This is a genomic window from Streptacidiphilus jeojiense (assembly GCF_000719095.1).
Classification (GTDB): Bacteria; Actinomycetota; Actinomycetes; order Streptomycetales; family Streptomycetaceae; genus Streptacidiphilus; species Streptacidiphilus jeojiensis.
On sequence record NZ_JOEH01000027.1, the window covers coordinates 118,154 to 131,012 of the forward strand.

Annotated in this window: 10 protein-coding genes; 2 read left to right on the plus strand and 8 right to left on the minus strand. The window is 70.7% G+C overall.

The features are described 5' to 3' along the window. Positions 1 to 536: 536 nt before the first annotated feature. Positions 537 to 1,907, plus strand: a complete 1,371-nt coding sequence (locus tag IF29_RS0131935) for a tetratricopeptide repeat protein (protein WP_051726288.1) — start codon at positions 537 to 539, stop codon at positions 1,905 to 1,907. A gap of 326 nt (positions 1,908 to 2,233) precedes the next feature. Beyond that, on the plus strand, positions 2,234 to 3,643 hold the full coding sequence (locus IF29_RS0131940) for a tetratricopeptide repeat protein (RefSeq protein ID WP_063757662.1): 1,410 nt from the start codon (positions 2,234 to 2,236) through the stop codon (positions 3,641 to 3,643). Positions 3,644 to 3,754: 111 nt separating this feature from the next. Here the strand turns inward: IF29_RS0131940 and IF29_RS0131945 are convergent, their stop codons facing one another. The 8 genes from IF29_RS0131945 to IF29_RS0131980 form a co-directional block, all read right to left on the minus strand. Next, positions 3,755 to 5,248, minus strand: a complete 1,494-nt coding sequence (locus tag IF29_RS0131945) for a maltokinase N-terminal cap-like domain-containing protein (protein WP_084715313.1) — start codon at positions 5,246 to 5,248, stop codon at positions 3,755 to 3,757. A gap of 1 nt (position 5,249) precedes the next feature. Continuing rightward, positions 5,250 to 7,340 (minus strand): alpha-1,4-glucan--maltose-1-phosphate maltosyltransferase, encoded by a 2,091-nt coding sequence (locus IF29_RS0131950; protein ID WP_084715314.1) that lies wholly within the window; start codon positions 7,338 to 7,340, stop codon positions 5,250 to 5,252. A gap of 86 nt (positions 7,341 to 7,426) precedes the next feature. Continuing rightward, on the minus strand, positions 7,427 to 8,029 hold the full coding sequence (locus IF29_RS0131955; protein ID WP_269665056.1) for a DJ-1/PfpI family protein: 603 nt from the start codon (positions 8,027 to 8,029) through the stop codon (positions 7,427 to 7,429). A gap of 15 nt (positions 8,030 to 8,044) precedes the next feature. Beyond that, the gene (locus IF29_RS0131960) at positions 8,045 to 9,718 is read right to left on the minus strand and encodes a thiamine pyrophosphate-binding protein (RefSeq protein ID WP_030262223.1); all 1,674 of its coding nucleotides are present in this window, start codon (positions 9,716 to 9,718) and stop codon (positions 8,045 to 8,047) included. Between the two features lie 144 nt (positions 9,719 to 9,862). Then, positions 9,863 to 10,696: a type 1 glutamine amidotransferase domain-containing protein gene (locus tag IF29_RS0131965; RefSeq protein WP_030262225.1), complete on the minus strand. Its 834-nt coding sequence runs from the start codon at positions 10,694 to 10,696 to the stop codon at positions 9,863 to 9,865. Positions 10,697 to 10,730: 34 nt separating this feature from the next. After that, positions 10,731 to 11,417, minus strand: coding sequence for an EthD domain-containing protein (locus tag IF29_RS0131970; RefSeq protein WP_030262227.1), 687 nt, complete (start codon positions 11,415 to 11,417; stop codon positions 10,731 to 10,733). 19 nt (positions 11,418 to 11,436) lie between these two features. Then, positions 11,437 to 12,330 carry an alpha/beta fold hydrolase gene (locus IF29_RS0131975; RefSeq protein WP_030262230.1) on the minus strand — a complete coding sequence of 298 codons (894 nt, stop codon included), beginning with the start codon at positions 12,328 to 12,330 and terminating at the stop codon, positions 11,437 to 11,439. Between the two features lie 49 nt (positions 12,331 to 12,379). After that, positions 12,380 to 12,736 (minus strand): Nif11-like leader peptide family natural product precursor, encoded by a 357-nt coding sequence (locus IF29_RS0131980; RefSeq protein ID WP_157624031.1) that lies wholly within the window; start codon positions 12,734 to 12,736, stop codon positions 12,380 to 12,382. Positions 12,737 to 12,859: the final 123 nt, after the last annotated feature.

Consider the following 12,859-nt stretch of genomic DNA (forward strand, 5'->3'; position numbering starts at 1 on the left):
CGGCGGCGACCGGTGCGTTTTCAGAAACTCGACAGGTCGCCTCCGGTCCCTCCGCGGAACAGCCGCAGAAAGGACCGATGGGGAATACGGATTCCGCTCGATCCGCAGCCCGCCACGAGCACTCAGCAGCATCCCCCGCCATTGGCCTGGCGCATGTGCGAGAGGGGGGACGGCGTGGATCCGGGTGCCGTGGATCCGGAGAGGACTGCCGAGTGCACGGCTAGCGAGGCCGCGAGGATCAAGCCGGTGACGACTGCGACTACGACGCAGAGGAACCTCATCATGATCTACCTTCGACGGCTGGAGTCGTACTGATTGACAAACACAGTCAATAATATTTGACAAGCGTAGTCAAGTGCCACTTTTCTGTCATCGGTGAGAAAAAGCGGAACGTCGCTGGGCATCTGACTCGATCAGGGAGAGATGCCCATCCGTCCGCATGACTTGCCTGGCCCCGCTCAGTCATGTATGCAGTGGTTGTGAACGGGCATACCTCTTACGTACGCCCCTCAGCTCGCTGCCAGGAGGTCTTCACCGTGTCTGAAGAGCAACCGCAGGCCGCTGACGCCTCTGCGATCGGACGTCGTCTGCGCGAACTGCGCCTCGCCAGGGGCCTGCTCCAGCAGGACCTGGCGACCACCGAGATCTCCACGAGCTACGTGTCCCTGATCGAGGGGGGCAAGCGGCGTCCCTCGCCGTCGGTACTGGAGGCCCTCGCCGAGCGCCTCGGATCCTCCGTGGAGTACCTGCGCACAGGCAGGGACGAGGTGGAACTCACCAACCTCCGCCTCGAAGTGGGCTTCGCCGAGATGGCCCTGCGCAACGGGTCGCAGCAGGAGGCGCTGCAGAGCTTCAACCACGTGCTCACCCGTTCCGTCGTCCTGGGGCCGGAACTCCTGCTGCGCGCGCGCATCGGGCAGGCCAGCGCGCTGGAGAAGCTGGACCACCTGGAGGCGGCACTCTCGATCCTGCACGAGATCGCCGAGGATCCCTCCGTGGTCCCCGGATCGACACAGTGGGCCGAAGTGACCGTCGCCCTGTGCCGCTGCTACCGGCGCACCGGGGACTTCAGCATGAGCGTGGACATCGGCGAGCGGGCGATGCGCCGCCTGGACGCGCTCGCCCTGGATGTGACGGACGACCACATCATGCTCGGCGTGGACCTGGCCGGCTCCTACGCCCAGCGCGGCGACTACACCCGGGGCCAGCTACTCATCGACAGGCTCCTGTCCCAGGCCGAGGAGACCGGCTCGCGGACGGCCCGCGGGATGGTCTACTGGAACGCCAGCCTGATCGCCGAGTCCCGCGGCCAGCGCCCGGAAGCCATCGCACTGGTGGAGCGCGCCCTGGGCCTGATGGCCGAGGGGGACAACCCCAGGCACCTCGCCCGATTGAAGATCCTCTGCGCCGGAATGCTGATGCGCTCGGAGAACGGCGACGTGGACCGTGCCCACACCCTGTTCGAGCAGGCCAGGGAAGCACTGACCGATCTGGGCGGCAACTACGACCACGGCGACAGCGTGTCCGGGCTGGCCCTGGTCGCCCTGCGCCGGGGCCGCCCCGAGGAGGCCGTGGAGCTGGCGCAACAGGCACTGGAAATCTTCGGCGACCAGGTCAGCGACCTCACCGCCGAGACGCTCGTCTTCCTGGGCGAGGCCCAACTCCTCTCGGGGCGGACCGCCGCGGGGGAGACGACCCTGCAGACGGCGTTCCACCAGCTGCGCCAACTGCCCCGGTCGCGGTGGACCACCAAGCTCCACCGCGATCTGGGGGACGTGTGGCACCGCCAGGGATACACCGACGAAGCCCTGCTGGCCTACCAGCACGGTCTGACGTCCGCCGGCGCCGACCCCATGCCCGCACCCGCGAGGAGCACTCGCACCGTGGCGTCCCGCTCGACGAAGTGAGACCCGGGCAACGGCCGGATCGGGACCCTGCACCGCCCACGCGTAGTCCCCCTGCAGGACACGCCTGACTTGGCATGTACGCTACACAACGTCCATGCCAGCCCGGCCGTCACCCCGGCCCGGTCCGACATCGCCTGACAGGCCATCAGCCCTGGGCGGCGTGCCATCGCAACCTCACACAGTGGGGCCTTTCCGAACCGAACTCCCGCCCCGGGGCGTTGACGGCAAACGGGGCATTCTGGCGCCAAAGGTCATTGGCATGTACACTAACAAAAGAGTGGCTTCCACTCATAACGGCAGGAAGCCCCCAGCGCTGGATCGGACTTATGACTGAGGGATCGAATCGCACCCCGGACAGCCTCGGGCAGCGTCTGCGGCTGCTGCGCCAGCGGCGGGGGTTGAGCCAGCAGGACCTCGTGACCCCGGACATCTCCGCCAGCTACATCTCCCTGATCGAGTCCAACAAGCGGGTACCCTCGGAGGGGGTCCTGCAGGCCCTGGCCGAGAAGGTCGGCACCTCGGTGGGCTACCTGCGGACCGGTCAGGAGGACGACCAGGCCAAGGAGTTGGCGCTCAAGATCGCCTTCGGGGACATGGCACTCCGCAGGGGCGACGACGGCGAGGCGCTGCAGGCCTACAGCGAGGCCCTCGCCGCCACGCCGCGTCTCGACGCCGCCACCGCCCGCAGGGCCCGGATCGGCCAGGCGCTGGCACTGGAGCGGCTGGGCCGGCTGGAGGCCGCCATAGCCCTGCTGTCGCCGCTGTTCGAGGACCCCGCGACGGTGCTGGCCTCGGCCGAGTGGAGCCGGCTGGCGCTGGCGCTGTGCCGCTGCTACCGGGACACCGGGGACTACGTGCTGAGCGTGGAGATCGGCGAGCGGGCGATGCGCGAGCTGGAACGCCTCGGGCTGGGATCGACCGACGACCACCTGCAGTTGGGGGCGGTGCTGGTCGACTGCTACCGGATCCGCGGCGACCTGACCCGGGCCCATCTGCTCGCCCTCCGGCTCATCAGCGACGACGAGCACCCCGGCTCCCAGGTCGCCCGCGGCGGCGTCTACTGGAAGGCCGCACTGGTCGCCCGCTCCCGGCACCGGCCGGACGAGGCGCTGATCCTGGCCGAGCGCGCGCTGGCGCTGCTCTCCGAGACGGACAGCGCCCGCAACCAGGCCCTGCTGAAGGAGACCTGCGGTGAACTGATGCTGGAGTCGGACCGGGTGGACGTCGACCACGCCAAGGAGTTGATCCAGCAGGCGCTGGACGTGCTGGTCTCCATCGGCACCACCCACGACCAGGCCAGGGGCGAGATCGGCCTGGCCAAGGCCTCGCTGCGGCTCGCCGAACCGGCCCGGGCCGCCGAGCACGCCAGCAGGGCCATCGGGCTGCTCAGCAACCAGCCGCCGTACCAGGCCGCGGAGGCGCGGACGGTGCTGGCCGAGGCCCTGTTCGCCCAGGGCGAGGGCACGCATGCGCAGGACACCCTGCGTACCGCCGAGCGGCAGCTCGCCCTGCTGCCGGCCAGCCGGCTGTCCGCCGAGGTCTGGCGCCGCATCGGGGACCTCTGGCAGCACCACGGCCACGCTCCGCAGGCCATCGCCGCGTACCAGTACGCGCTGACGCAGATGGGGATCCCGGCGGCACTGGGGGTGACCGCACACGCCGTCCAGCGGTCGGACCGCACCGGGGCGGGGAGCCACACCCAGGCGTCGCGGACGCGGACCCGGCCCGAGGCCTAGCGGGTCGGCTGACGCAAGGTGCCCGGCTGGTCGCGCAGTTCCCCCGCGCCCCTGCTCAGGGACGCGGGGAACTGCGCGACCAGCCGGGCACGCGCCGCTGCCGAGGACCCGTCAGAGCCCGTGCACCAGCCGCCGGATGGCGGACAGCGGGATCGGCAGCCAGTCAGGGCGGTGCTGGGCCTCGTAGACGGCCTCGTACACCGCCTTGTCCGCCTCGAAGGCCCGCAGCGGGACCGGGTGGCACAGCGGGTCCGTTCCCCCCGCGGCGGCGTACCCGGTGCTGAAGGCGCGGCGGTTGCGGACCGCCCACGCGTTGGCCCGGCGCGAGCGCCGCAGCCGTTCGGAGGCCTCGGCCGGAGTCTGCGCACGGTCGACCGGGACCGGTGAGACCAGGGACAGCGCCTGCCGGGCCGCGTAGTCGAAGGACCGGAGCATCCCCGCGACATCGCGCAACGGGGGCTGCGGCAGCGCGCGTTCGGCCACCGGCCGGGCCGGCTCGCCCTCGAAGTCGATGACCGTCCAGCCACCCGCCGAGGTGCGCAGCACCTGGCCCAGGTGCAGGTCGCCGTGGATCCGCTGGGCCTGGATGCCCCGCCCACGCGCGGCCACCAGCACGTACTCGTCGTACAGCCGGCCGATCCGCCCCGCGTAGACCTCCAGGCGCGGGACCGCCTCCACCGCCTCCTTCAACCGGTGGCGCATCGCGTCGGTCTGATCGAGCACCAGGTCCGGCTTGAGCCAACTCGTCGGCAGGGTGGACGCGAGGGCCTGGTGGACCCGGGCGACCGCCTCCCCCAGTGCCCGGGCGTCCTCGACGAAGCCCCCCGCGGCAGGGACGCTGCGGCACACCCCGGTGATGCAGTCGGCAGCCTGACGGACCGCCAGGTCCCAGCCGTCGCCGTCCGAGGGGAGGAACTCCTCGACGATGCCGAGGACGAAGCCCTCCCCGGAGCGGCCCTCGGTGTGCAGCCAGCCGGCCAGGTCGGGGGTGTGCGCGCTGCCTGCCGCCGTGAGCGCGCCGAGCACCTCGACCTCGGGGTGGACCCCGCGCTCGGGCTGCCTGAACCACTTGATCAGGAACTGGTTGCCGTAGACCACGGTGCTGTTGCTCTGCTCCACGTTCATGGCCCGGGCCGGCAGCCCCAGCGGGACGGCGGTGATGCCGGTCGGGGTGTACTGCAGCGCGGGCGCGGAGGCGCCCTCGGTGGTGACCCGCAGCAGCGCCCCCATCAGCTCGGGGTCCGCCGTGCCCTCGAAGATCCACCAGCCGTCCCAGGGACCGCCGGTGGCCCGGCCGACGGCGGCGTCGACCAGGTGGCGCGGCAGGGTCCGGCGCAGCCCGATCAGCAACTGGTAGACCCGGTCCGGGGTGCCGGAGTGCTGCGCGGCGACCAGCGAGTGCAGCAGCACCGCGTCGTCCCCGTCGACCAGCACCGACTCGTTGAAGGGGTGCAGCCCGTCCAGGCAGCGGCCCTCCTGGGTGAACCAGCGGCGGGTGACCAGCCAGGGGGTGAGCGCGGGGAGCAGCGGTCCCAGGATCCGGCTGGCCTGGAGGGCCTGACCGTGCTCTGCGGCAAGGCAGGATTCGCAGACGGCGACAGGCATGTCAGGACTCCTGGTGGACCGTGAGGATGTGGGCCGGCTGCCGGGCGGGGTCCAGCCGGACGTAGTTGTCGACGCCCCAGCGGTAGCGCTCCCCGCTGAGCCGGTCCTGGACCTCGAACCGGCTGTCCGGGGCCAGCCCGAGCTCGGCCAGGTCCAGGGTCACCGTGGCGTGGTGGGCGTGGTGCGGGTCCAGGTTGACCACCACCAGCACGGTGTCCTCGCCGTGGCGCTTGGAGTAGGCCAGGATCTGGTCGTTGTCGGTCTCGTGGAACCGCAGGTTGCGCAGCAGCTGCAGCGCGCGGTGCTCGCGGCGCAGCGCGTTCAGCGTGGTCAGCAGCGGCGCCAGCGAGTCGGCACGGGACCAGTCCCGGGGCCGCAGCTGGAACTTCTCCGAGTCCAGGAAGTCCTCGGTGCCGGGTGCGGCCGCGGCGTTCTCGGAAAGCTCGTAGCCCGAGTAGACGCCCATGCTGGGACTGAGCGTCGCGGCCAGGATCGCCCGGATCGCGAAGGCGGGCCGGCCGCCCTCCTGGAGGTAGGCGTGCAGGATGTCCGGGGTGCTGGGGAAGAGGTTGGGCCGCAGATAGGACGCGGTCTCCCCGGACAGCTCGGTCAGGTACTCGGTGAGCTCCTGCTTGCCGGTGCGCCAGGTGAAGTAGGTGTAGGACTGGTGGAAGCCGACCTTGCTGAGCGTGCGCATCATGGACGGGCGGGTGAAGGCCTCGGCCAGGAACAGCACGTCCGGGTCGGTGCGGGCGATCTCACCGAGCACCTTCTCCCAGAAGACCACCGGCTTGGTGTGCGGGTTGTCGACCCGGAAGATCCGCACCCCGTGCGCCATCCAGTACCGCAGCAGCCGCAGCGTCTCGGCGACCAGGCCCTCGAAGTCCTGGTCGAAGTTGATCGGGAAGATGTCCTGGTACTTCTTCGGCGGGTTCTCCGCATAGGCGATGGTGCCGTCCGCGCGGCGGGTGAACCACTCCGGGTGCTTCTCCACCCACGGGTGGTCCGGGGAGCACTGCAGTGCGAAGTCCAGCGCCACCTCCATGCCCAGCCCGGCAGCCCGGGCCACGAAGGCGTCGAAGTCCTCGATGGTGCCAAGGTCCGGGTGGACCGCGTCGTGGCCGCCCTCCGGCGAGCCGATCGCCCACGGCGAGCCGACATCCCCGGGACCGGCCTCCAGGCTGTTGTTGGCGCCCTTGCGGTAGGCGCGGCCGATCGGGTGGATCGGCGGCAGGTAGACCACGTCGAAGCCCATCGCCGCCACCCCCGGCAACCGCTCGGCCGCCGTGCGCAGCGTGCCCGAGACCGGTGCGCGGCGACCGCTGGGGTCCACCACCGCGCCCTCGGAACGGGGGAAGAACTCGTACCAGGAGCCGTACAGCGCCCGCTCCCGGTCCACCTGCAGCGCAGCAGGTCGGGAGGCGGACACCAGTTCGCGCAACGGATAGCGCGTCAGGATCCGGGTCAGCTCCACGTCCAGCGCGGTGCGCAGCCGGACCAGCGGCGAGAGCTCGTTCAGCCGCAGGGTCTGCGCGGCCCCTTCGACCAGCAGCCGTTGGGCCCGCTGCGGCACGCCCCGGGCGGCGCGCAGCAGCAACCGGGCGCCCTCCTCCAGGACCAGCGCGGTGTCGATGCCGGCCGGGATCTTGATCTCGGCGTGCTGCCGCCAGGTGGCCAGCGGGTCGCTCCAGGCCTCCACCGAGTAGGTCCAGCGGCCGGGCGCGGTGGCGACCACCTCGGCGCCCCAGCGGTCCTGGTCCTCGTCCAGCAGACGCATCGGGGTCCACGGGCCGCTGCGGCCCAACGGGTCGCGCAGCACCACATTGGCGCCCACCGCGCCGTCGCCCTCGCGGAAGACGGTGGCCGTGACCTCGAACGGTTCGCCCACCACGGACTTGGCCGGACGGGCGCCCCGCTCCACGGAGGGGCTGACGTCGAGCACCGGGATCCGGCCGACGGGCGGTGTTCGGGACTGGAGTTGGGACTGCGGCAGCGCTGGGGGCTGCGGTTGGGAGGGTCGGGCGGCGGTGTGGCGCTGGGCCGTCGCCGGCGGGGTGGAGCTGTCGGGTCGGGTTGACGGGGCCTTGGGCACGAGCGCTGGTCTCCTTCCGCAGGAGGACCAGCGCGTCTCCGTGCTGCCGTCGCCCTGCAGTCAAGGTGGGAACCCCTGATACGGGGTCAGGCCGGCTGCCGGACGGGCGAGCCGCTGCGCTGTACGAGTTCGTCGATGATGGTCCGGGCGAAGAGGTGGCAGTGGTTGCCGGTCCGGGCGGTGATCAGGTCGCCGTCGACGACGACGTCCTCGTTCACATAGATGCCGCCCATGTTCTTCAGGTCGCCGAGCAGGTTGTTGTGGACCACCGCCCGGCGGCCCCGGATCACCTGGGGGATGGGGGCGGCCAGCCACATGCCGTGGCAGATGATGCCCTTGACGATGGCCGGGTCGGCGAAGGCCCGGCGCAGCAGCGCCGTGGCCGGCGGCAGCACGGCCGGGTCCTCGGTGTAGCGGAGCCGGTCCGCGACGATGCCGGAGGGCACGATGACGACCGAGTAGTCCTTGAGGGCGTAGTCGTCGAGTTCCTCGAAGGACTCCTCCACCGTGAACGGCATCTGGTGCTCGTGGCCGGTGAAGGTGATCTCCTTGTTGCCCCACAACCGGGTCAGGAAGTGGACCTCGGCGCCCTCCTCGACGAAGCGCCGCTGGTAGTAGAGGATCTCCGGTTCGTAGAAGTCGCTCTCCATGAGCACGGCGATCTTCTGGCCGTGAAGACGAACGGTCACAGCGTCCAACTCCTCTCAGGAGGCCCGTGCGATGACGAGGTCGATCAGGAAGGGGCCGGGGTGGGCGAGCGCCTGGGCGATGGCCGGGGCGACCTCGTCCGCCTTCTCGACCCGCACCGCGGGCACGCCCAGCGACCGGGAGAGGGACGCGAAGTCGATCTCCGGCCGGGACAGGTCGAACATCTCCGGGAAGGCGTGGTGGCTGATCTCCTGCGCCGTCCAGTACTGCTCGATATTGGCGTCCAGCAGCCGGTAGCGGCCGTTGTTGCAGATCACGAACTTGGCGGCGATGTCGTAGCGGGCCGCCGTCCACAGCGCCTGGACGGTGTACATGCTGCCGCCGTCGCCGGTGAAGCCGACGACGGTGCTCTCCGGGTGGGCGATCTTGGCGCCGATGGCGCCGGGGATGCCGACGCCGAGCGAGCCTCCCCGGGTGGTCTGCACCTGGCCGGGCCGGTTGGCCGGCAGGTGGCGGAAGAGCTCGGGCGAGGAGGTGAGCGCCTCGTCGAAGAGGATGCAGTCCTCGGGCAGCTGCTTGGCCAGCTCCAGTGCGAACGCGGCGGCGGTCAGCGGCTGGGTCGCCGCGTCGGCCTCGTCCTCGGCCCGTACCTCGGCCTGGGCCGCGGCCTTCTGCTCGCCCCACACCCGGAGCCGCTCGGCGGCCTGCTCGCGGTGCACCTCGGACATCCGGCTCTCCAGTGCCGTGGCCAGCCGGCCCAGGGTCTGCCTGGGGTCGGCCACCAGGCCGAGGTCGACCGGGAAGTTCTTGGCGATGGCGCCGCTGTCCAGGTCGACGTGGACCACCCGGGCGTCGTCCGCGAAGACGCCCTGGAGCAGCGGGTACACCTCGGGCAGCACATAGGTGCCGCAGATCAGCACCGCGTCCGCGGCGGCGGTCACCTTGCCGCTGACCTCGCCGAACATGTGGCCGAGCTGGCCGTGGTAGGCGGGGTGGTCCGCGGGCAGGTTGACCTCGGCCCAGTCGGCGCCCCAGACCTCGGCGCCCCAGACCTCAGCCAGCTGGGCCAGCTCCCGGTGCGCGCCGGAGAAGTGGACGCCGTCCCCGGCGATGATCAGCGGGTGGCGGGCGTCGGCCAGCAGTCCGGCGGCGTGCTCGATGGCGGCCGGCTCGGGCAGGCTGGAGGTGCTGGGGTAGGAGGTGGGCACCACCGGCTCATCGGTCAAGCTGTCCATCACGTCGGCCGGCAGCACCACCAGCACCGGTCCGTAGGGCGCGGTTCCGGCGGTCTTGAAGGCCCGCCGCAGCACCCGCAGGGTGGAGCGGGGGTCGACCACCCGGGTCGCCCACTTGGTCACCGGCTTGGCCATGCCGATCAGGTCGGCCGCCATCTGGGCGTCCATGCTGTCGTAGGCCAGGCCGGACTCCCCCACCACCACGACCAGCGGGGCGTGGCCGCGCATGGCCTGGTAGAGCATGCCGATGCCGTTGCCCAGGCCGACCCCGGAGTGCAGCTGCACCAGGGTCGGCTTGCGGGTGGCCCGGGCGTAGCCGTCCGCGATGCCGACGACCACGGCCTCCTGCAGGGCCAGTACGTACTCCAGTTCGGGGAAGCCGCGCAGCTCGTCTAGGAAGCCCTGCTCCACGGTGCCCGGGTTGCCGAACATGTGCGTGACGCCGTCGGCCCTGAACTGCTCGAGCATCGCCACGCGTGCGGGCCTGCTGGTCATGGTGGTGTACCTCTCTGCGAGGGCTGTCTGCGAACAGCGGTGTCCGGTCCGACCGGGGTCGGACCGGGGTGGAGGGGCGGCCGCCCGGGGCGTGGGGGGCAGCCGGGCGGCCGCCCGGGGGTTGATGCGGTGGCCGGGTCCGCGTCAGGTGCGGAAGCCCCACCGCCGCAACCCCTGTTCGAGGACCTCGACGACCTTCTGGCCGGTGAGGTACGAGTCGGGGGTGGAGCGCCCGGTGATGAACGGGTAGTCCACGATCACCGAGGTCTCCCGGCCGAAGTTGCCGTGGTACGCGCCCCTGGGGCCGGTGGCGTCACGCAGGATGTACTCCAGCGGGTACGGCGGCGGGCCGATCACGAAGTCGGTGCCCATGAAGCCGGTGCCGTCCTTGTAGTCGTACTCGATGCAGTGGCCGGTGACGTGCTTGTTGCGGATGATGCTGGTGCGGTTGTCCTGCTCGCGGGCGAAGGCCAGGCAGGCCACGCCGTAGCACTCGGCCGCGATCGGCAGGTCGAGACCGTAGAAGGCCAGGATCAGGTCGTGCACCCGCCAGTTGTTGGCCAGGTCCACGATCGGGCCGCTGCCGCCCACGATCAGCAGGGCGTCGTAGCGCTCGGCGATCTGCCCCTGGATGTGGTCGCGCCGGGCGTTGTAGGCCTCCCAGGCGCGCAGGAAGTCCGGCTGGCTGCGGTACGGCCGGTCGGGCAGCCAGGAGGACAGGTCCAGCGGGTTGTCCAACCGGTCGGACGTGTCCAGGGCCCGGACCTTGGCGGCGGTCTCGGCGCTGGTGACGGAGCGTCCCAGCGGCGGGTCGATGTAGTCCGGGTCCATGCTCGGCGGCAGTGCCACCGGCCGCTTGCCGGTCGGGGTGGCGAAGCTGACGTCGTAGCCGGCCGCGTCGAAGGTCTCCAGCGGGCCGATCAGCTCCTCCCCCCAGTATCCGTACTCGGACAGGACGATCAGGATGCGACGTGTCATCGGACGGTCTCCTTCAGTCTCAACTCGTGGTCTGCTACTGGTCGGCGGAGCCGATCACCCAGTGCTCGCGCACGGCCATCCGGTGGATGTAGCGGGGGTCGACGAACGACTCCAGGTCCTCGAACGCGGCCTGGAACGCCTCGCCGCGGGACGCCAGCTCCAGCGCCTCCAGGCTGTCGAAGGTGAGCTGGTAGGCGGCGTCGAGGACGGCCTCGCCGATGGCGTAGGCACCGTCGCGGTTGTGGTTCTGCAGGTAGCGGCGCAGACCGGGGATCCGCAGCACCGTCTGCGCGTGCTCGCCCAGGCTGCGCTTGCGGAAGTCCTCCAGGTCCGCCCCCGGCGACCGCTTCACCAGCACCACCAGCTTGACGGCCTGGTCCGGGACCGGCTCGGCGCGCAGCACGTGGGCGTCGGTGTCCAGCACCACGGTGCGCCAGAACGCGGCCCAGTTGGGCTCGTCGCGCCGGGCGCCGTCCAGGAACTCGGGGGTCTGCAGCGAAGCCAGCTGCTCCTCCTCGTTCTCCAGCCAGATCTCGGCGATACCGCTCCACAGCGGATCGGCCGGCTCGGGGCCGAACGGGATCCTGGTGTCGATCAGGTACCGCTTGATCTGCGGGATCCTGCTGGCGAACTGCGGGGCGTGGGTCTCCAGCCAGTACTGCTGGAACTCCTGCTCGGACATGCCGGGCTTGGGGTGGGCGAAGATCAACTGGTGGATCATGGGGTCTCCAACGCTCAGGTCAGGTCATCGGGTGCTTGCGCAGGAACAGCTGGGCGCCGCGGGCCACGGCCAGCGGGTTCATGCTCTGCATGCCGTGGGTGGCGTTGGGCACCGCCAGGCGCTCCGCCTGCGGCAGCCACGACATCAGGAAGCGCTGGGTCTCGCGGAAGCCGGGCATCGCCGCCTCGCTGTCCATCCCCATCGCCGCCAGGATCGGCATCTCCGGCTTGTGCTGCACCAGCTCGTCCGCCTTGGACATGACGAAGCCCCAGTTGACGACGGCGGGGAAGTCCACCAGGAAGGTGGTGTCCACGCAGTTCGCCACCCGGTCCCAGACGTCCAGCGGGCCGGTCATCTCGACGCAGCCGAGGAAGCTGGGGCCGCAGACCGACTCCATGTAGGAGAAGGCCGCCCCGAGCTTGTCGCCGGCCTGGAACAGCTCCATCGCGGTCATGTAGGCGTCGATGTTGGCCTGCACCGCGTCCGGGGCCTCCCGGGGCAGGTAGGGCTCCAGCAGGATCGCCGAGTGGGCCCGCTCCGGGTGCGAGAGCAGGAACTGGAAGGCGATCACGCCGCCGAAGGAGAAGCCCATGATGTGGGCCTTCTCGATGCCCAGGTGGTCCAGCAGTTCGGCCGCGTGGTCGGCGCCCTGCTCGATGCTGAGCGAGTCGCCCTCCAGGGTGCTGCCGTTGTAGCCGGCCCGGTAGTAGCTGATGAACTGGTACTCGTCGAACAGCTCCGGGTGGAACTGCAGCGGGGTGATCAGGCTGTCCGCCACGTTGGTGCCGTGGATGCAGAGCACGGGCTCACCCTTGCCGACCACGGTGTAGCGCAGTTCGGCGCCGGTCACCTTCGCCGTCCGGTCGTGCTCGATGTTCCACTCGCGGCCCAGGTAGAGCGTCTCGGTCTCCATGCCGGTCCTCTCTTCGGTTCGGGGAAGCTGGTCGGGGAGGCCGGGTGCCTCAGGGCAGCAGGCCGGTGTCCTGCAGAGCCGGCATCAGGTCCTTGACCAGGTACTCCAGGTAGCTCTGACCCCACATCAGGTGCCACAGCGTGAACTTCTCACTGAACGGCTCCCCGCGCCGGTCGGCCAGCCGCGCCTCCAGCGACCAGATGCCGGTGTCGAACTCCTGCTCGGTGAAGCCCAGTCCGAGGCCCTCGGCCGCGGCCAGCACCTCGTCCTTGCCCTGGATGGCCAGGACCGAGAGCAGCGCCGGATTCTCGTCCAGCTCGCGCAGGAAGGCGAAGATGTCGGCCGTACTCTCGGATTCCCCCCGGATCGACGACTGGTGCACGGGGGCGCGGGGTGTGGCAGTCACCGGTGGTCCTCCTGACCGATCGAAATGTGTGTCACATCCATGTGTAGCCAAGGGAGTTGGCCGCAGGCCCGGACCCGGGACCGGGCCTGCGCACTGCTGGGACTGACCGGCAGTACTTCGGCA

Coding starts and splice junctions, on each gene's coding strand:
- IF29_RS0131940 (WP_063757662.1), top strand. CDS start 2,234: ATGACTGAGGGATCGAATCGCACCCCGGACAGCCTCGGGCAGCGTCTG.
- IF29_RS0131945 (WP_084715313.1), bottom strand. CDS start 5,248: ATGCCTGTCGCCGTCTGCGAATCCTGCCTTGCCGCAGAGCACGGTCAG.
- IF29_RS0131960 (WP_030262223.1), bottom strand. CDS start 9,718: ATGACCAGCAGGCCCGCACGCGTGGCGATGCTCGAGCAGTTCAGGGCC.
- IF29_RS0131965 (WP_030262225.1), bottom strand. CDS start 10,696: ATGACACGTCGCATCCTGATCGTCCTGTCCGAGTACGGATACTGGGGG.
- IF29_RS0131970 (WP_030262227.1), bottom strand. CDS start 11,417: ATGATCCACCAGTTGATCTTCGCCCACCCCAAGCCCGGCATGTCCGAG.
- IF29_RS0131975 (WP_030262230.1), bottom strand. CDS start 12,330: ATGGAGACCGAGACGCTCTACCTGGGCCGCGAGTGGAACATCGAGCAC.